The 18,083-nt window shown below is 47.2% G+C and carries 17 protein-coding genes and 1 tRNA gene; 10 read left to right on the top strand and 8 right to left on the bottom strand.

What is annotated here, in order from left to right; genetic code table 11:
• The first annotated feature begins 320 nt into the window (after positions 1-320).
• On the top strand, positions 321-1,415 hold the full coding sequence (rlmN, locus tag NG833_RS19210; protein ID WP_254566884.1) for a 23S rRNA (adenine(2503)-C(2))-methyltransferase RlmN: 1,095 nt from the start codon (positions 321-323) through the stop codon (positions 1,413-1,415).
• Positions 1,416-1,509: 94 nt separating this feature from the next.
• Here rlmN and NG833_RS19205 read toward each other — a convergent pair whose 3' ends face one another.
• On the bottom strand, positions 1,510-1,695 hold the full coding sequence (locus tag NG833_RS19205) for a replication restart DNA helicase PriA (RefSeq protein ID WP_254566883.1): 186 nt from the start codon (positions 1,693-1,695) through the stop codon (positions 1,510-1,512).
• 1,328 nt (positions 1,696-3,023) lie between these two features.
• Between NG833_RS19205 and NG833_RS19200 the strand changes: the two genes are divergently transcribed.
• On the top strand, positions 3,024-3,761 hold the full coding sequence (locus NG833_RS19200) for a Uma2 family endonuclease (protein WP_254566882.1): 738 nt from the start codon (positions 3,024-3,026) through the stop codon (positions 3,759-3,761).
• Positions 3,762-3,951: 190 nt separating this feature from the next.
• Here the strand turns inward: NG833_RS19200 and NG833_RS19195 are convergent, their stop codons facing one another.
• Entirely contained in the window at positions 3,952-5,832 is a 1,881-nt protein-coding gene (locus tag NG833_RS19195) for an AAA-like domain-containing protein (RefSeq protein ID WP_254566881.1), read from the bottom strand.
• Positions 5,822-7,198 carry an AAA-like domain-containing protein gene (locus NG833_RS19190; RefSeq protein ID WP_254566880.1) on the bottom strand — a complete coding sequence of 459 codons (1,377 nt, stop codon included), beginning with the start codon at positions 7,196-7,198 and terminating at the stop codon, positions 5,822-5,824. The genes NG833_RS19195 and NG833_RS19190 overlap by 11 nt, the downstream gene beginning before the upstream one ends.
• A 264-nt stretch (positions 7,199-7,462) precedes the next feature.
• Between NG833_RS19190 and NG833_RS19185 the strand changes: the two genes are divergently transcribed.
• The 5 genes from NG833_RS19185 to NG833_RS19165 all read left to right on the top strand — a co-directional run bounded on the left by NG833_RS19185 (position 7,463) and on the right by NG833_RS19165 (position 11,183).
• Positions 7,463-8,005 (top strand): hypothetical protein, encoded by a 543-nt coding sequence (locus tag NG833_RS19185; RefSeq protein ID WP_254566879.1) that lies wholly within the window; start codon positions 7,463-7,465, stop codon positions 8,003-8,005.
• 80 nt (positions 8,006-8,085) lie between these two features.
• Positions 8,086-8,346, top strand: coding sequence for a hypothetical protein (locus NG833_RS19180; RefSeq protein ID WP_254566878.1), 261 nt, complete (start codon positions 8,086-8,088; stop codon positions 8,344-8,346).
• A gap of 140 nt (positions 8,347-8,486) precedes the next feature.
• The gene (locus NG833_RS19175; RefSeq protein WP_254566877.1) at positions 8,487-9,686 is read left to right on the top strand and encodes a hypothetical protein; all 1,200 of its coding nucleotides are present in this window, start codon (positions 8,487-8,489) and stop codon (positions 9,684-9,686) included.
• 131 nt (positions 9,687-9,817) lie between these two features.
• Positions 9,818-10,510: a hypothetical protein gene (locus tag NG833_RS19170; RefSeq protein WP_254566876.1), complete on the top strand. Its 693-nt coding sequence runs from the start codon at positions 9,818-9,820 to the stop codon at positions 10,508-10,510.
• Positions 10,511-10,589: 79 nt separating this feature from the next.
• Entirely contained in the window at positions 10,590-11,183 is a 594-nt protein-coding gene (locus NG833_RS19165) for a pentapeptide repeat-containing protein (protein ID WP_254566875.1), read from the top strand.
• A 374-nt stretch (positions 11,184-11,557) separates the two neighbouring features.
• On the opposite strand, the gene NG833_RS19160 is transcribed toward NG833_RS19165, so the two are convergent.
• The 5 genes from NG833_RS19160 to NG833_RS19140 all read right to left on the bottom strand — a co-directional run bounded on the left by NG833_RS19160 (position 11,558) and on the right by NG833_RS19140 (position 16,255).
• A complete protein-coding gene (locus NG833_RS19160) occupies positions 11,558-11,956 on the bottom strand; it encodes a PIN domain-containing protein (RefSeq protein ID WP_254566874.1) in 399 nt (132 codons plus the stop codon).
• Positions 11,953-12,192, bottom strand: a complete 240-nt coding sequence (locus NG833_RS19155) for a hypothetical protein (RefSeq protein ID WP_254566873.1) — start codon at positions 12,190-12,192, stop codon at positions 11,953-11,955. The genes NG833_RS19160 and NG833_RS19155 overlap by 4 nt, the downstream gene beginning before the upstream one ends.
• A 99-nt stretch (positions 12,193-12,291) precedes the next feature.
• Positions 12,292-12,378 (bottom strand) — tRNA-Ser (locus tag NG833_RS19150).
• 40 nt (positions 12,379-12,418) lie between these two features.
• Positions 12,419-14,776, bottom strand: a complete 2,358-nt coding sequence (locus tag NG833_RS19145) for a ComEC/Rec2 family competence protein (protein ID WP_254566872.1) — start codon at positions 14,774-14,776, stop codon at positions 12,419-12,421.
• A 93-nt stretch (positions 14,777-14,869) separates the two neighbouring features.
• Complete coding sequence (locus NG833_RS19140) at positions 14,870-16,255, bottom strand: transposase (protein WP_309143866.1); 1,386 nt, start codon at positions 16,253-16,255, stop codon at positions 14,870-14,872.
• A gap of 78 nt (positions 16,256-16,333) precedes the next feature.
• On the opposite strand from NG833_RS19140, the gene NG833_RS19135 reads away from it, so the two are divergent.
• From NG833_RS19135 to NG833_RS30530, 3 genes are all read left to right on the top strand, one after another.
• Positions 16,334-16,864 carry a helix-turn-helix domain-containing protein gene (locus NG833_RS19135; RefSeq protein WP_254566870.1) on the top strand — a complete coding sequence of 177 codons (531 nt, stop codon included), beginning with the start codon at positions 16,334-16,336 and terminating at the stop codon, positions 16,862-16,864.
• Between the two features lie 92 nt (positions 16,865-16,956).
• A complete protein-coding gene (locus tag NG833_RS19130; protein ID WP_254566869.1) occupies positions 16,957-17,583 on the top strand; it encodes a transposase in 627 nt (208 codons plus the stop codon).
• Positions 17,584-17,868: 285 nt separating this feature from the next.
• The gene (locus tag NG833_RS30530; RefSeq protein ID WP_256556070.1) at positions 17,869-17,991 is read left to right on the top strand and encodes a hypothetical protein; all 123 of its coding nucleotides are present in this window, start codon (positions 17,869-17,871) and stop codon (positions 17,989-17,991) included.
• Positions 17,992-18,083: the final 92 nt, after the last annotated feature.

Below are 18,083 nucleotides of genomic sequence, written 5' to 3'. Positions count from 1 at the left end.
GGCGCAATGCTTGCGCCCTCCGGAGGGCGCAAGCATTGCGCCCCTACAAATACAGATTGACGCGCCTCGTTTTTATAGACTTATCAGTACCGTATGGAGTATCACTCCCTTGCCGCATTCATCCAGTCGGGACCCCCCAGTTGGGATAAATTTGGGCTGCGATTTTCAACCCAGAGAGTTGCTAAACTAAAGCAGGGGTTAACGGAACTGACCATCCTGAATGCTTTCTCTATCCTAGAAACTGCCCGAAATTGTTCTGCAACTGTGTTAGCCACAAATCCCGATCGCCTAGACCCCCTACCTTTAGAGTTGTATCTATCATGACGACGAACCCTCAACCTACCGCTGAACAACCCGCCACAGAGACAGTGGAACAAGCCAAACCTGGAAAATCTTCCCCGGAGAAAAAACCCCTCTTGGGACTCTCATTACCGGAGTTAACCGAATGGGTGCAACAGCAACAACAACCCGCCTATCGGGGAAAACAACTGCATAACTGGATTTATGACAAAGGCGCGCGATCGCTGACTGACATTACGGTATTTTCCAAACAGTGGCGCGAACAAGTTGCTGACTATCCCCTCGGGCGATCGACCATTTCCCACAAATCCATTGCCTCCGATGGCACGATTAAATATTTACTGCAATTAACCGATGGTCAAATCATTGAAGCCGTCGGAATTCCCACAGAAAAACGCCTCACCGTTTGCGTTTCTTCTCAAGTCGGATGTCCAATGGGGTGTGACTTTTGTGCTACTGGAAAAGGTGGATTTACTCGCAATTTGGAAACCCATGAAATTGTGGATCAAGTCTTAACCGTACAGGAAGACTTTGGACGCCGGGTGAGTCATATTGTGTTTATGGGAATGGGAGAACCGTTACTCAATACCGAGAATGTGTTAGCGGCAGTGCGATCCATCAATGAAGATATCGGAATTGGTCAACGCTGCATCACTATTTCTACTGTTGGCATTCGCGATCGCATCCCCCAACTCGCCAAACATCGCGGTCAATTTACCCTCGCCGTCAGTCTCCATGCCTCGAACCAAAAACTCCGGGAAAAACTGATTCCCAATGCGGGAGGATATCCCATCGAAAGCATCATCGCCGATTGTCGAGAGTATGTGAAAATTTCCGGACGCCGAGTGACCTTTGAATATATTTTACTCGCCGGATTTAACGATCGCCCTGAAAATGCCGAAGAACTCGCCAGCTTATTGCGTGGGTTCCAAAGTCATGTGAACTTGATTCCCTATAACCCCATTGAGGAAGTAGACTTTAAACGGCCCGATCGCCAGCGGGTGCAAGCCTTTGTGGAAGCCTTAGAAAAGCGACATATTGCAGTCAGTGTCCGCTATTCTCGGGGATTAGAAGCCGATGCAGCCTGTGGTCAACTGAGGGCCTCCAAAGCATAAAAAAGGGGCGATCGCGTTTTAAGTGCGATCGCCCTTTCCTAAGCAGCAAGAATGTTAGTAAGGAAGAGAGAATTAACCGATGTAAGTGGGCAACTTAATGGGACCGCCGAATCGACAGACCTGGCGCATAAGCTTCCACAACGCGACCCGTACTCACACAACTCACCATCAAATAGTCACAACTTGGACATTGAGTCTGACTAAAATCTCGTTTTGAAAAATAATAACGTTCCGCCACACTTCCACAATTGGGGCATCGGATCGCTTGAAGTGTCTGCATTTTAAACCCTCTCGGTTAAATAATTGGACGAGCAAAAAACAAGAAACTAAAAGAACAGAAAAAATTTTGAAGGATTAGGGAGAATGAGTCAGAATCGTTAGGAATCGCTGTTTTGCCTTTTGACCCGTCAATAAAATGGACTAGCATCCTTGACTGGTAGAAAATTCAACGGGCGATCGCTTCCTGCCTACAGCTCATCAAAAAAAAACAATCTTTTTGAGTAAAAACCCATTGCGTTCGAGGGAACTCATCGGGTAGAATCCAGAGAAGTTATTCTCTTTCCTCCATTAAAATCATCCCTGAAAAAGCTACCGAGGGAAGTGATCGCCATCCGCCTAAACCGTGATCCCCATCACTTTTTGCCCACTTCAACCGCAATTCTCAAGGGGATGCCCCAAAATTCACAGATATAAATAGGCGATCGGTCACCGGGTTAGTCCGATCCAGGGTCACAGGAGGGATGGGATGGCTAGGGGCGATCGGTCCCCCGGACCAATAGCCAAGGACCAATGACCAATGACCAATGACCAAACCGACCCTAATCTCCCAACCCTTAATTATAAACCACAGCGGGGACAAAAAAATTTTCCATCCTCAATCGTAATCCTCTCCAGAACTTACGCATTGTCGAAGAACAACCCCTAAATGTAGAGGCGATTCGCGAATCGCCAGTCCGGACCGCGTGACAGCACTTGAACCCTGTCCCGAAAAATCAACAGATTAAGCGCCTGTAATACTTCACGAACATCAGAGAATCCCTACCCCCTGATATCCATCTCCAAGCCCGAAAATTCAATAATTTTGCTATAATCATTTTATCACAAACCCCTCAAAAAAAGTGGAATAACAACCCCTAAATAATGTAGAGGCGATTCGCGAATCGCCAGTCCGGACCGCGTGACAACGCTTGAACCCTGTCCCAAAAAATCAACAAATTAAGCGCCTATAACACTTCCCAAACATCAGAGAATCCCTAAACCCTGATATCCATCTCCAAGCCCGACAATTCAATAACTTTGCTATAATCATTTTATCATAAACCCCTCAAAAAAAGTGGAATAACAACCCCTAAATAATGTAGAGGCGATTCGCGAATCGCCAGTCCGGACCGCGTGACAACGCTTGAACCCTGTCCCGAAAAATCAACAAATTAAGCGCCTATAACACTTCCCAAACATCAGAGAATCCCTACCCCCTGATATCCATCTCCAAGCCCGAAAATTCAATAATTTTGCTATAATCATTTTATCATAAACCCCTCAAAAAACACCTCAAATCCCCCTGGTTTTAACATCTAATTCGAGCCAAACCAACCAACGGAGGCCACAATGATTCCAGAAAATACAACCACTCCAAAAAAACCTATCATTTACCCCGAAAGCGACGGTCAACCCATCGCAGATAACACCGAACAATTTCAATGGATTGTCACCCTTCAAGGGGGAATAGATGCCCTGTTTAAAGATGACCCCAACGTATTTGTCGCCGGAGACTTACTCTGGTATCCCGTCGAAGGCAACAATAAACTGCGAATTGCCCCAGATGTGATGGTCGCCTTTGGACCTCCCAAAGGCGATCGTGGGTCTTATCTGCAATGGCAAGAAGACAACATCCCTCCCCAAGTCGTCTTTGAAATCTTGTCTCAGAATAGTACATTACCGGAAATGACAAAAAAACATGAATTTTATCAACGCTATGGCGTCGAAGAATACTATATCTATGACCCAGACAAAATTGAATTAGAAGGTTGGATTCGTACCGACAATCAACTCACCCGCATCGAACCCATGATTGGATGGATTTCTCCTCGATTGGGCGTGCGATTTGAAATGCCCGAGTCCGGGTTAGAAGTGTACAGTCCCGATGGTCGAAAATTCTGCACTTATGTTGAATTGTACAACGAAGTCGAGCGCGCCAGAGAACGCACCCAACAAGCCAGAGAACGCACCCAACAAGCCATAGAACGCGCCCAACAAGCCAGAGAACGCACCCCACACGAATCCGAACGCGCTAACCGTCTCGCCGAAAAACTTCGGGAATTAGGCATTGACCCTGATGCGATGTAATTCCTTTTCAACACAAAGACACCCAGAGACCCAAGGCTGCTCATAGTTGGGTTCTGGGTGTCTTTAGGGCTTAAACTTTTGGCCCATGCAAGTCTACGGATAATGGTGAAATATAGCAATCGCCAGAGCAGTTCAGATATTAGATGGATGGAAAACTCATTCCGTTGATTGTAATCAGTCCCCTTGCCATCTAGGGCTTACGGGTTTTTTGGAACTGCTGATATTTAGCGAACCAGTCCGGGTAATTTTGCTTGACCCAATCGGGAACTTGATCTTCCGGCTTGTCACTCAGTTGGCGATCAAGAGTATCGATAATATCCTCCATTTCATCAGCCAGTTCAAAGATAAAAATGTTATGCTTATTTTGTGTTAAATTGAAATCTAAATCCAAAAAAGGTTTTGGATTACTTCTGACATCATCCCCAAGGCCAATCATCACCACTTTGAGAACCTCTTCGTTGGGTAGGTTTTCCGAAAGTTGACGGATTTGTTTCTCAAAGGTAGAACGATCATCTAGCATCCCATCGGTGTAAATGATAATGAATGCGCCATTTTTATTTGCCTCGATTTTAGGGCTTTGCTCTTGCTCCTTCAAACAGGCTTCAAAGGTTTTAGCAATATAAGTATTAGAATCCGGAAAATTTTCATCAAAAATTGTGCGCTCAATGCTGGAGTTCTCGTCAATTTCAAAACGTTTTCCGTTTCGATTACGACTGAAAAGATATACAGTAACTTTGTCACAAACCTTGCGACCGTTGCGGTCACGCATCAGATTTCTAACATCACCTGCTACGTTTTCAGCTAGAAGCTGCCAACGGGTTTTTTCTTGATCGCGATCTGTTAGCTCCATTGAGGCACTTTGGTCGATTAGGATATAAACATCGCGATTCAAAATTTTTGCACTGACCATAAATTCTTCCTGTAAACTGGTTAAGTATTCTTCCGTTGTAGTGATCCAAGTTGTCTCGAAAACTTGCTCATAAATTCGGTTGGCAATCACCAGCATTCCGTCTCGCTTCTCGGCCAAACCCGAAATAATCAAGCTAAACTGCTCGGGACTATCGTCGAACGCCTTCGCCCGACCCTGCATCAACAACGATGAGTAGAGTTTAAGGGCTTTTTGGCGTTCTTTAATCGTAGTATAACCGTTTTTAAACCAGCGTTCAATCTCTTGAAAATGTGATTGACGATCATTCCTGCGCCAGTCCTGGAACAGATGGTTGTTTACTAAAAATTCTATCCGACGCGGTAGTTCTTCGGCAGGAATGTGGTGAAATTCACGAACGGCTAAATCACAAAGGAGTTGGGTCAGAAAGGGCTTGCCCCCTGTCCAGCTTAAAATTTCCCGGAGTACCCCTTGGGGGTCGTCGGTGAATGGTTCCAAGCCACGGAGCAGTTGGGGACAATCCCCACGCAGACCTGTCAATTCAATCGGGTAAACCGCATTGAAGGCAAATTGCGGATCGGTGAGAATATCCGCAGGACGAGCCACCCCCAAAACCACAAATTTCACTCGGGCAAAAATTGGGTTTCCGGCGATCGCTTTCAGAAAGCCCAGAAAATTATTTTGTAAGTTCCAGGAAATCAGATGTTGAATTTCATCTAAAAATATCACCAGTTGGCAGGACTCTGGAACGACTTCTGAAAGCAAAAACTCTAGCCCTTCGCGAAATTTCAAACCGGGAGCGATATTGGGGGGCAGTTCATTCAAAAAAGTATTTAACCTCTGCCGTAAATCTTTAGCCGTTCGGGGCTGCAAAGATTTTTCGATTTCCCACAGCAGACTCGGATAAAGCTGTTCTGGACTGCCATTCTGGTCCAAACCCAGTTGTTGCAGATTCACCTGAACGCAAAAGTTGCCATTCTGTTGCAGGCGATCGGCTACCCTCACCATTAAGCTGGACTTCCCCATCTGTCGCGCTGCCAAAACATGGGCAACATTGGAGCTAGAGCCACAAAAATCATATAATCTTTGGTCTGCTTCCCGTTCGACATAGGTTGCCGCTTCCAGGGGCAGTGTCCCGCCATGAATCCCTTGATAGTAAGTCTCCATTAATTCTTTATGCCTCATCTGTAGTCGGCGAAAAATCTTTAAGATGTTGCTTAAAATACTCCTCATATAATTTAAAACGAGGTTTGGGTTGATTCTGAGCATCGAAATTGATCAATCCAGATTTTTCGAGTTGAAAAATACTGAATTGGTTAGTACAGGTCTGGCCATTGATAATTTTTTGTAAACAGTCTTTTAAAGCTGGATGGTCTTGTAATGTTTTTAAATACCCTTGCAGATAACTGTTGAACAGACTGCCCGATTGAGTCATGGATTCTAGAAATTTATCTAAAGTTAAATTTTCAGTCCGCATCGCATACAAAGCTCGATTGAGCAGTTCGGGATGGCCGCCAATCCAGGACATTAATTTCTCAATTTCTTGTTGATCGTTATGCCAAGTTAATCCGTAACGCTTGGTCAATTCACAGACTTGCAGTTGGTCAAATTCTTTCAATTCGATTGGGAAACCGACGTTATCCAGTGGAGAACCCGCCATTTCATAAGCCGCATAGGGTTCGGTGGAATAGGCAATCACCACATTCGACCAAATCACCGGCGTTCGGCTGACCCGCTTCATTTTTCTCTCATTCCAGGCTCTGAGCCAGTCAAGAAACGGTGACTGTATTGCTTCTTGCCCCAGGAGAGAGTCGATCCCATCAATAATGAGAGTGAGGGGTCGGCCTGCTGGTGATTCATGAATGGGCTTAAAAACATACTGTTCTAAGTAGTCCATGCAATTCGTGCCTGGGGCGAGGTCGTCTCGCCAGTGGTTTTTTTGTAAATCGGGTAGGGAGCGGGATTGTTCGGGCAAGGCGCAGGCAAATTCTTCGGCGACGGCTTTTGTAAAGAACTTCAATAAACTGCGGAAGTCTTGCAACACCCCCATCGTCCCCTGGGAAAGGTCTACCCATCCCACGGTGTGACCGAGTTCTTGTTCGAGAAAATCTCGCAACCGGATCAATAAAGAGGATTTCCCCAAGCCTCTGGCACTGCGGAGGCGACAAAACACTAGACGATCTTCAGGACAAAGTTCAAAAGCCTGCCGAATGATCTGGTCTTCGGTTCGATCAATATAGAAGGGTGAACCCAGGGGAACAATACCTGTCAGCCGCTCTACTTTGTCCAAACGCCGCTCTGGGTTGACCAACTCGGGTTGGTACTGGCTGAATAAGGCGATGAGACGCTCCCGCTTTTGCTTCCTTCCCTCAATCTTGAAGAGTGTGTAGATCTCAGACAAGTGTTTTCGGACACTTCCTTCTTGGATGCCGCTTTGGGCGGCAGTTTGCTCAAAGTCTCCGCCTGTTTGGAGAAATGTGGCTAAAACCTCGTAAGTCTTCTTTTTTGCTTTCAGAGCCGTTAGTTGGTCTTGGAAGGTTTGAGCGTTCATAACTTGTCGCCGGACCATATATTCGATGCCAGTTTAGCATTATAGCTTAATATGTGCATAAAAACCCCAAATTGTATCGGTGATTATAAAAATTGCGTAGTTATTTAAAAATTTGCGTAATGACTTGACGTTTTTGTTACCTGAGCATATCATAAAAAAATCGGGCTGGAGTTCCAGCTCCAACCCGCTCCCATGTTTGCATTGTCCATCCCTCGGCGACACCAATCGCTTAGAGGGAAATTTGATTCCGACAATATTTAACTTATGAACAATAATAGCAAAAAGCTGTTGCTCGGTCTAGGGGTGACAACCGAACCGTGTTGTCCTGAAACGCCACAATCCTCTCAGGCAGGCCCAAGATTCGATGAGAGGGTCCAACAGGCGATCGCCAGATCTAAAGTACAAGCTGAACTGTCTCTTGACCCCACATCCTTGAGCGAGATGGTCCAAGAGGCGATCGCTTCTTTGTCAATCCCGGTCAATCCGCTTGTTTTTGTACTCCGTGTGCATATTCCATTTCATCTATACGCTGAGTCCGAGTCCTGGCTTCAAAAGATTAACCAACCAGCCGGAGGGTATAACGTCTTTCCGTCTCCGTCTGATGGAGCTTGGTACGACCACAATAAACAAACATGGATTCGGGAGCCGATCTTGCTTGTGCAGATCTACATGAACCAAGAGGTTTTACGCCAGCATTTAAAGACAATGCTCGAAGGCTACTCTGCCTTGGGGAAAGCGCTTGGGGAGACGGCAATCGCCATTGAACTGCTCACTAATCAAATGATGATTATTATCCCCACTGATTAGTGCGATCAATCCAACAGACCCGCCTATCCCCTTTAGGCGGGTGTCTTTAGAATTCCAACACTCACCAGAGGTTATTCTATATGATGCTTTGCCCCTACAAAGACATGACACAACTGCATAGTCTCCCCTGCACCCGGGAAGACCGGGGATTCTGGATTTACTGTTCCTTCTGCGGGCAAAAAATGCAGCCAGAAACACCCTTTCATCCGGTTGCTAACTTAATCACTTTTTTGGTGGTTGCCATCATGTTGCTTTTGGTGGTTAACTCTCTCAGCAATAGTTTGAATCCTCCCCAAAATATCAATACTCTGGAGCGCATCAATCCAGGCCCATTTGATTGATAAAAATAGGAGCAATCCTTATCTCTCCAGACTTTGTTAATGAAGAGGCATTTACCATCTTTTTTAGAGAAGTTTGGAGGGATAGATTCCAGGAATCTAATTCTCTTCCAAAATTCCATAACCTTTACAGCTTCAACATTATGAATAAACCAGTCTTCCACTCCGATGTAATTCCCAGTTCTAAAGTCGAAGCAAAACGGGGAGCAGAAACATTACGGGAAACCCGCCAAGATTTGATGGAAACCCCCTGCAAACCTAATGCTTTCCGACGGACAGTCAAGAACATTGTGTTATGGCTCCTCAGTCTTATTTTTGCCAATGCCCAAGAGTTCTATGGCAAAAATTACGTCACTGACGAATTAGAAGAACATTCCCACCTGACTGCACGGGTGATTAGTATTGGTAGTCTACTCAATGCGATTACTAATCAACCGATACTCTACTTCGCTTTCAAAGATTTTGGGAATCTTCCAGCAATGATGGCAAGCTTGACTTTGAATGTCCTGATTATCAAATTCACAAATGATAATGGGACTGCTGTAGCGGGACGCAAATATGGTAACCGATCCTGGGCAACAGCGGGAGCAGTAGCAATGATTGCTATGTCAATTCTGCAATCAATCGCCGCTGCTGTAGGGAGCGAAGCGATGAATAATCGTCCCGAACTCAGCCGACTTAAGGCGATCGAGCAGATTTATCGCCTAACCAAAAATTTGGAGGATATGCCCGCCACCAGTACCGCTTCTGAAAGTGCCCGCCAAGAATATGAAGCCGCTTTCCAGGAGTTTCAAGGAATGTCTCGCAGCCATCCGAATTGGAATACCTTCTACACTCGCTTATTCGGGACCTGGGAAAATCGCGATCGCAATTGGAATTCAGTACCCACAGAAAACTTACCCCTAGAACAGCGGGTGTTGCGCCTGCAACGAGAAGCAGCAGCAACCAAGGAAGAAGCTCAACAACGATGGAACGAAAAATTAGCCAAACGCCATGAATTAGGTGATGACGTTTTGTTCTTACAACAGCAAATGCCCGAATTATTTGCCCGCCATTTTGATGAGAATTACGACCTGCGATCGGGTACGGAAACCATTCGGCTGGCGATGGTTAATCTCCATAACAAGCTCACCCAGGGCGATATTGCTGGGTTAGGATTTCCCCTATTCTTCCTAATTTTATCCGTTGTCAGCAGTGGCGGTGCCTGCTTAATGACTCTCGCCCACGCCCAAGTAGACGATACCCAACGGTCCCGCAATGATGCAGTGGGGGAAGCCTTAAATGCTTACCTGGAGGAGTTGATTCGGGCGGCAGATGGCAATGAACCGGAAGACGATGTTTAGGAATCAGTCATTGCCCTCAAATTAATCAGCCATTTAGTTCTGAACTTTAAGCGCGATCGCCCTGAACTATCCCTCTGGATTCAAGGCGATCGCCCCTACCCCAAACCATGAGCAACAGAAAAATAATTCCTATGAAAGCCTACAACCCCAACTGGAACTCAAACCCTCCGAATCTCACTCCCGTTGATGTTCCGCGTCAAGCTCCTGTGAGCGATCGCATGATCCTGGAACGATTCCTAGCGGAATACCGCAAGACTGGGCGCTGTGAGTCCCTGCCTCAGCTAGTGGAAATCGCTCGACTCGCCCATCAGAAGCAACTGATGTCACCGAAACAAGCCCGAGCCTTGTTCAAGGATTTAGACGAGATTGCGTCAGCTTTGCCGCCTCTGCTTATGAGTTTAAGCGCCCAAGTGACCACCTTCGGGGACAAGATTCGCAACCGGGAAATCCCCAGTCCAGAGGAGCGTTTCGAGCTACTCGACAGATTCAAGGAAACTGTGGAGTGTCTTGATAGCCTGACTGCGATCGCGCGGAGCCATCCCGACCCCCCAGAACCTGGCGTGGAGGAGGGTGTTGCCTCGTGCTATGTGGATACAGTCAAGCGCGTTAACGATGTCCGCTATTTTTTAGCTTACCTGAGTGAGCACCTTCGCCCCCAACGCCTCGGACAACAACTCAATAGTTATCCCAATCCTGACTTGCAACTTGTTCTGATCGCAGATGCCATTGAGGAGCTCTATAAAACTGCAATGGTACTGGTTCCCAGACTGCGGGAAAACATTGCTCGTAAAGTCCCCCAACTGTGGGGTTCCTTGGGGATGTAAGCCGGAAAGGGCGATCGGGCGATCGCCCTCCCGGGACTTTCCAACCTGAAATTCAACTTCTAACCAACCTGGAGTGATTATGTTTAACCGTTTGAAAGCAATCTTGAAAGGCGATCGCACCACCCCCAACCGCCATGTAGACTCTACCAAAATTACCATGAGTGGAGAGGAATTCCGGCAAAGCTTGGAGGAAGACAAGCGACAGTTCAATGGTCTACAGTTATCCAATGTAGATTTACGCGGGCTAAATTTAAACCATCTGGTTTTAACCGACAGTATCTTAGTGGCTTGCGACTTAAGTTATGCTTCCCTATTGAATGCCAACTTAAGCGGCACCAACCTTGATCGCGCCAACTTGACTAGCGTTTTCTTAGTCGGGGCTAATCTCTACCAAGCCAGCCTAGTCGGTTCTAACCTCAGCCATTGTCATGCCGCTCAGGTCAACTTTAGCGCCGCCAATCTCAGCAACGCCAACTTAACCTGGGCAAATCTCAGCGCCGCTAATCTCTATCAGGCGAATCTCAGGGGTGTGAACCTCACGTCAGCAAACTTAGACGGGGCGAATCTCGAACATTGCATCAAGGGCGATACTGCTTTGGGGATGCTGCGTTTATCTCTCGGCTCACGCATCATTAGCAAGAAGCCTTTAGCCTCTTTTCCCGCTAACTTATAAGATTGGATGACCCGATTTTCCATCGCCATAAATTAGGTTTCATTAGACGGATAAGGATCTTGAGTCCCCCTTGGTTAATCACTGTGGGGGATTACCCGCCAACTTTACCCATAAATAACCATGAGTCAAACTTTTGAATGCTTCCGAATTCCCAAAATCGAATGGGAAACCCAAATTATGGAACAGATCAACACCATTCTCCCCCTGTTATCCCGGGTTGCATGACCCCCCAAAACGCCTCGTTGCATAGAGTCATCAAAAATGCGATCGCCTCTTCTCAAATCCGGATTGATACCTTGCCCTACGCCGTCCGCTGGCAGATTCCAGCTATCAAATATCCTCAAGCCCAACCTAGGATTGATGAATTATATCGCCTATCGCCAAACGGGAATTCCCATCACATCAAAGTGATAATCGTAAGTCCAGACAGGATGCTGCAACCGTTGGGCGATCGCTCCGGTTAAGGCATCAAATAGGGTAATCCGTTGATCGGGATAAAGACGAACTCGTGCGAGCGCTGTTTGATAGTCTTGCTCGGTGGGATTGATCAATTCTGCCCCCAATTCCAAACTATCAATCAATTCGATAGCCAAACCCGTTCCCAAGCGCTGCATCACCAAGCTGTAGGCTTCCCAGACAACAGGATAAGAAATGATAACCTGAAGTTTTTGCCCTTCTAATTGTTGCAGTTCTGCTTGAGCACGTTCATGGTACTGGTCGCTGGGATCAACAGCCGCATAAAGCGGGCCTGTATCTGCAATTACGGCTTTCACTTCTGTTCCTCGGCAGTCTCAGCCAGAACCTGATCATGGGCGATGGAAGTATGACGATATCCGCTACCTGTGGCGGCGGGTTGAATTCTTAAAAATTTAGGGGTTGCGCTACTGTTGTTTTCTTTTTGTTGGAGAATTTCTTCCAGTAAGCCAGACACACTCTCAAGAGGATGCTGTTGCAAATAGCGTTCGAGTCGATGGGCGAGATCTTCTGAAATGGCGATCGGGCGTTCCATAGGTGCTGTTGATGATACTGAATTCAGTATAACCGTAGCCAAAAACAGCCCCCAACCCAATTATTCAGAATTAATGAAATCGCCCACAACATTCACAAACGGAGAGGGGGGGATTCGAACCCCCGATGGCTGTGACACCATAACAGATTTCGAGTCTGCCGCATTCAACCGCTCTGCCACCTCTCCAATTGCTCATGTTACATTATCTCACCAGGTTTGGGAAGCCCTAGAGAAAAAGATTTTCATTTTCCCGAGGATCCAAGGTTGAGCCAAAGCCATCCCGGGAATTCCACTGAATCGCCCCCTCCCGACCGATCGCATAAATTTGAGTATTCCGTTGCCGCAGTAATCGTTCTGTCTCCGGGTCGATCGCATCATTCGAGGCGATCGCCACGGACGGTTGCAGCGCCTCCACTAAATAAGGAGCCAACTGTTCCCCGGACCACCACAACACCCGCAACGGTGCCGGACCATTCTCTCCCTCCAACAACGCACCCGCTGTCACTAAACGGCTTTGTTCCGAAGGATTCAAATCCCCCAATAAAAACCACATTTGATTGCGAATCTGGAACTGCACCACTGGGGGCTTCAGACTCACCACATGAACGCCCGTTGTCCCCACTGCCAGAGTTTGCCCGACGGGTAAAGGATGATAAGACCCTTTGCGATTGCTTAAAGTCGTCAACAAGGGCCGATCGCCCGTCTGATGGGGGCCAGTTTCTGGGGAAGAAAATACCCGCACGCGCAAACTATCCAAAACCTGATACCACCCACTCCGGTAATTTACTGGGGTTGTAGCGATCGCCCAATCAATTTGATTCACCCCCTGTTGTCGCAGAAACGGCAACACCGCATATCGTGCCGTCGCCTCATCTCCACTATTAATCACAATCGCTTTCCCCCGATCTTGAACCACCAAAACCGGATCTCCCCGCGTTGCCAGGGCGGTAATCTGAAATACCGTCGTCTGAGCATAGAACACCGGCACCACCACCAAACCCACGGCAAAAAGCAATCCCAACATCCATCGCCGTTTTTGATGCAACCACGGAATCAGCCACACCGACACCACAATTCCATAGAGAATCACCAGTTGCACAATCGAGAGCGTTCCTGTGGCAATGGAATTCCCGGGTAATTGGCTGACAAATTCGACAATATTGATGGTCAATTTCAGGGGATAATACAGCAACCAGGCGATCGCTGTCCCCGCTAGAGGCCAGATTGCAGCGGCGATCGCACTGATAAATCCTCCCAGAGTAATCCCCGCCAAAGGTAACGAGAGCAGAATATTTAATTTAATACTATAAGGAGCTAATACCCCAAAGGTATAGAGTTGCAAGGGCAGCACCCACACCGAAGCGGCGATCGGCACCGCAATCAAAGAGGCGATCGCCGGAGGTAACCAATCCAACCGCTTTAAAACTGCTGGAGTCGAGACTAACAACCCCAGAGTCGCCAAAAAACTCATTTGAAATCCTAAATCCCAAATCCACAGGGGATTCCAAATTAACAAAAAGGTCGCTGCCAGTAGCAGAGACCCCAAAGCATTCACCTGACGCTGCATTAAAGGAGCCAATAATGCCGCAGAACCCATTAATGCCGCTCGTAAAACCGAAGGTGAACCCCCAGTTACGAACACATAGATAATTAAAACTGCCGCCCCATACCCAAATTGGGCTTTCTCAGAAAACCGGCGGGTGACAGCCCGCACCAATCCTAAAATAACCGCTACATGAAATCCTGAAGCAGCGAGAACATGGGCTAAACCCACCTGCATAAACCGTTCGCGGATGTCATGGGGTAGATCCACCGCACGTCTGCCTAAAACCATTGCACTGAGGACGGGACCTTCTGGCACTCCCAATCCCCGGACTTGAGCACGCAGAATCCGCCGTCGCAGTTGCCACAGTCCCCAGGTAGGAGGGGAGCCTGCACTGGACGGAAAATTCACCTGCCGTCCCGCTAACCCGGCAAAAGTCCCTTCTCTTGCCAAATAAGCCTGAAAGTCAAATCCTCCGGGATTTGCTGCCGGTTGAGGCAAGTACAATCGACCCGTTACCTCCACCCGTTGACCCGGATATAAGCCGGTGCCTTGAAGTAAGGGAACGGTGACATAGAGCTTGCCGGTAACGGTTTGGGTTTTGGCAGTATCGCTACCCCCCCGCCCCGAGGTCCCGACAATTTCAATCACTTGGTTGGGTTCAAACCAGAATTGAATCCGGTTGCTGCGGGTTAATCGGGGTTCACTGGCGACTTTTCCGAAGACGTTCACCAGTTGCTGCTGAGTGGGGGCATCGGAGGCAGCCACAAACCGACTGATATCATTGACGCCGATTTGTGGCTGCCGCAGGGGTAAATAGAGGGTCGCCAGAAACCCAATTGCTCCTGCAATTAGCCAAATTCTGGGTTGTAACCCGGCTTTGAGGACTTCAAGACGTTTGGGAAATGGTACTTTCAGCAACAGGATCGCGGCGATCGCTCCCGTCAAAGTCAGGACCACTACTCCTCCCCAGATAAAGCGGGTGCAGAGCAATCCTAAAATGTAGGCTAAACACAGAACGACTAAAGGGGCAGAAGTCATCAGGTTGCGTTTTCCTCTTCTATTTACTCAGAATAATATCTCAAAAATAAACCCTCTTAATGTTTTAAGAGGGCATTTGTATTCTTTACAGGGTCAAGGTTTTGGGTGCAAAATTCGCATCAGTTCGTTGAACAATAACTCAACACCTTTAGCAGCAGTTTGACTACAGATTAATTTCCCGAACCGCTTTCTTGCCTCACCCTTTTTCACTGGCGCGCTAGTTTTGCCTTCGGTTCCCACCAGCGTGGGGAAGTCTAGTGCTAGGGTCAAGTTTTGCTCAACCTGGCGGACTATTGCCGGGGAAAGCAATGGGCCTAGTTGGTTCTTTAGGGTGGCGATCGCATCCTGCTGCTGTTTCAGTAGCAGCTTGGAATGGAATATTTCAGGGTTCTCGTTATATTGCCGGGTGCGAGAATCGTAGAACTCAGCAAGCTCTTTTGCGATCGCGCTATCGGGTCGCGACTTCGCGGGTGCGATCGTTGTGACGATCCATAGATACAGCATTTGCCGGGATATCTTGGATCCGCTCTTTTGGGTCCTTTCCTTATCACCGGATGAGTCTTCAACCCCCCCATACCCTAACCGCTGCTTAAATCTTGCTCGCCAGGAGCGATAGTTTCCTGACCCCAGGAACCGCTCGATCGGGTAGATTTGGGATATTACCCAGCATTTAGTCCGTAGCCCCATCCCTAGATCATCCATAACCTCGTTATAAACTTTGAGTTCCGGTTGGCGTAAGATGGTCGCGAGTTTAGTCTTGATTTCGATTTCCCAGTTGTTTAAATCACACAGATGATCCGCTAACTTGCGCGAAAATTCTGATATTTCTACACCATAGGCGGGGGCAATTGAAATTTGATAGAGACCCTCGTAAAAATTCCGGCTCCTTTTTATTTTCCGCTCTCTTTCAGCTAAAAAGCAGTATAGAGGGATTTCCCCGTCCCTTGCCCGTTGCGATTTCTTCAAAGCTGCTTCCGGAAATTCCCGAGCTAGCTGCTGACGCAATCGGTTAATAATCGGACTCTGGATCCGGTTTAGATTCTGAAGCTGTAAACAGCCATCTCTCATCGGGATAATAAGGCTTTCATGATCATATCCAATGAACGCTTCTGGGTAGTTCCAAAATCCGAGTGCATACGCTGCAAGTGCTAGCGCATCGGCAGCATCATTTTTATCTGGCAATTTTTTAGACTTGCGAAACGCTGCAACTTCTGAGTGTCCTACCCAGAGGATTTTGACCCCTTCCTTTTTTAGGATATGCGCCCAAATCCATGAGTAGTGCACACCAGTTGGTTCCATCACCACGCAATCAGGGTTCATTGCTAACAGTTCCCTGATTCCATCACGGTTGGAATATAATCTAGGAAAACTTTCCCGGTTTTCCTTAAAGTACCGTTTCAGGTCAAACGGTGCTTCTGTCAAAGTACAAGCTACGACGTTATCTTTACTAACGTCTAGTACAGATAGGCAAAAGAACACAATCAGCTACAATAAGAGAAAGAGGCAGATGGTCCCCTTACGGGGCCACCCTCATGTTGGATCTCGACTTAATCAATTATGCCTACTCCAAAAGCCGAAGTCTGTACAGTATCTTCAAGGCAGCGTCAGTTACTAGAACAAATATCGCGCAGGGGAACTAATCCCCATCGATTAGTAGAAAGAGCCAAGTTAGTCTTATTAGCTGCTGATGGAATCAATAACACATTCATTTCTGAGCAGTTGGAAATGAACCGGAATCAAGTCCGGATGTGGCGAGGGCGGTGGGTTGATGCAAGATCCAGACTAACCGAGGCTGAAACACTAGAGATTAGTGAGCAAAAATTGCAGCAACTGATTATATCCGTTTTGAGTGATCAACCCCGTTCAGGTTCCCCAGCCAAGTTTACGGTAGATAATATTGTACAAATTGTGGCTGTGGCCTGTGAACATCCATCCCAAAGCGAGCGCCCAATCAATGAATGGAGCCGAAGAGAACTGGCTGAAGAAGCCGTTAAAAGAGGAATAGTCACAGAAATTTCCCAGCGAAGCGTGGGTCGTTTTTTATGCATGAGGCGGATCTTCAACCTCACCGCTCTCGATATTGGCTAAATACAACCCCTAAAGACAGGGACGCATTTCAAGAACAGGTAAAAAATATTTGTGAATTGCACCAAAAAGCCTCAGAATTGAGGAAAAACGGAGTGCATTTGATTAGTACCGATGAAATGACTGGAATTCAAGCATTAGAGCGAGCTTACCCGACAGAATCGATGATTCCGGGACAAGTAAAACGGATAGAGTTCGAGTACATCCGACATGGAACCGTAAGTTTAATAGCCAATTGGGATATAGCCACAGGGCAAGTGATAGAACCCTCAATTGGCCCGAGACGTACCGAGATAGATTTTGCCGCCCATATCACCAAGACAATTGACACAGACCCAGAAGCCGGATGGATTTTTATTGTGGACCAACTGAATACTCATGTCAGTGAATCTTTAGTTCAGTTAGTAGCCTCTCGTTGTCAGATAGATATCGATTTAGGTGTCAAAGGGAAAAAAGGAATTTTGGCATCAATGAAAACGCGGAAAGCTTTTTTAAGCGACCCAACTCATCGAATCCGTTTTGTTTATGTGCCCAAACACACATCCTGGTTAAATCAGATTGAGTGTTGGTTCAGTATCTTGACCCGTCGCCTTTTAAAGCGAGGGGAGTTCACTTCTACCTATGATCTATCGGAGCAAATTTTTAAGTTTATCGATTACTACAACCGGACTCAAGCCAAACCATTCGTATGGAAATTCCAAGGGTTCCAGGATCTGGAATAGACTGGCTAGTTATTTTTGCCTCTCTGTACTAGCCCAATAACGACTGGTTTCTCGTCCATAAATTTTCAAGGTTGCTACTGGGACTATTTGCACAAATATTCCCCCTTCGTTTTAGGGCCACGAATCTCCCGAACGGTTGCAATTCTATTTCAAGCCTCTAAAGGGGAACGCCGCCAGATGGCAGTAACCTAGCTCAAGAAGAGAAAAGACCTTTAAGGTTCATTTCTATATCAAAGCTCTCAGTTACTGCCGTGCGGCACCGAGTCTAAGACCCGGGCGGAATGATTGCGCTACCATCCCGCGATCCTCCCTTTGGGGGAAGATTTCGATCCAGCGGTAGCAGTGGATCAGGCGATCGCTATCAGTGCGATCGCCCCTGGGAAAACCCAGTCATCAGGCGGAAATTAAGGCACGAGTATCTGAGAGATCATTGGTTTCATCGTTTCGAGGCACTCAATAAGGTGCTGGACCAAGGCGATAGCTTGATCACCCTCAAAAGT

It is taken from the genome of Oscillatoria sp. HE19RPO, from assembly GCF_024220515.1.
GTDB lineage: Bacteria > Cyanobacteriota > Cyanobacteriia > Cyanobacteriales > Laspinemataceae > Laspinema.
The sequence above is the reverse complement of the archived record's forward strand: the minus strand, read 5'-3'. Positions and strand labels throughout refer to the sequence as shown.

Excerpts from the sequence above, each read along its gene's own strand:
- NG833_RS19205 (WP_254566883.1), bottom strand. The coding sequence starts at position 1,695 with ATGCAGACACTTCAAGCGATCCGATGCCCCAATTGTGGAAGTGTGGCG.
- NG833_RS19145 (WP_254566872.1), bottom strand. The coding sequence starts at position 14,776 with ATGACTTCTGCCCCTTTAGTCGTTCTGTGTTTAGCCTACATTTTAGGA.
- NG833_RS19165 (WP_254566875.1), top strand. The coding sequence starts at position 10,590 with ATGTTTAACCGTTTGAAAGCAATCTTGAAAGGCGATCGCACCACCCCC.
- NG833_RS19180 (WP_254566878.1), top strand. The coding sequence starts at position 8,086 with ATGATGCTTTGCCCCTACAAAGACATGACACAACTGCATAGTCTCCCC.
- NG833_RS19195 (WP_254566881.1), bottom strand. The coding sequence starts at position 5,832 with ATGAGGCATAAAGAATTAATGGAGACTTACTATCAAGGGATTCATGGC.
- NG833_RS19170 (WP_254566876.1), top strand. The coding sequence starts at position 9,818 with ATGAAAGCCTACAACCCCAACTGGAACTCAAACCCTCCGAATCTCACT.
- NG833_RS19155 (WP_254566873.1), bottom strand. The coding sequence starts at position 12,192 with ATGGAACGCCCGATCGCCATTTCAGAAGATCTCGCCCATCGACTCGAA.
- NG833_RS19190 (WP_254566880.1), bottom strand. The coding sequence starts at position 7,198 with ATGAACGCTCAAACCTTCCAAGACCAACTAACGGCTCTGAAAGCAAAA.
- NG833_RS19175 (WP_254566877.1), top strand. The coding sequence starts at position 8,487 with ATGAATAAACCAGTCTTCCACTCCGATGTAATTCCCAGTTCTAAAGTC.
- rlmN (WP_254566884.1), top strand. The coding sequence starts at position 321 with ATGACGACGAACCCTCAACCTACCGCTGAACAACCCGCCACAGAGACA.
- NG833_RS19135 (WP_254566870.1), top strand. The coding sequence starts at position 16,334 with ATGCCTACTCCAAAAGCCGAAGTCTGTACAGTATCTTCAAGGCAGCGT.
- NG833_RS19200 (WP_254566882.1), top strand. The coding sequence starts at position 3,024 with ATGATTCCAGAAAATACAACCACTCCAAAAAAACCTATCATTTACCCC.
- NG833_RS19185 (WP_254566879.1), top strand. The coding sequence starts at position 7,463 with ATGAACAATAATAGCAAAAAGCTGTTGCTCGGTCTAGGGGTGACAACC.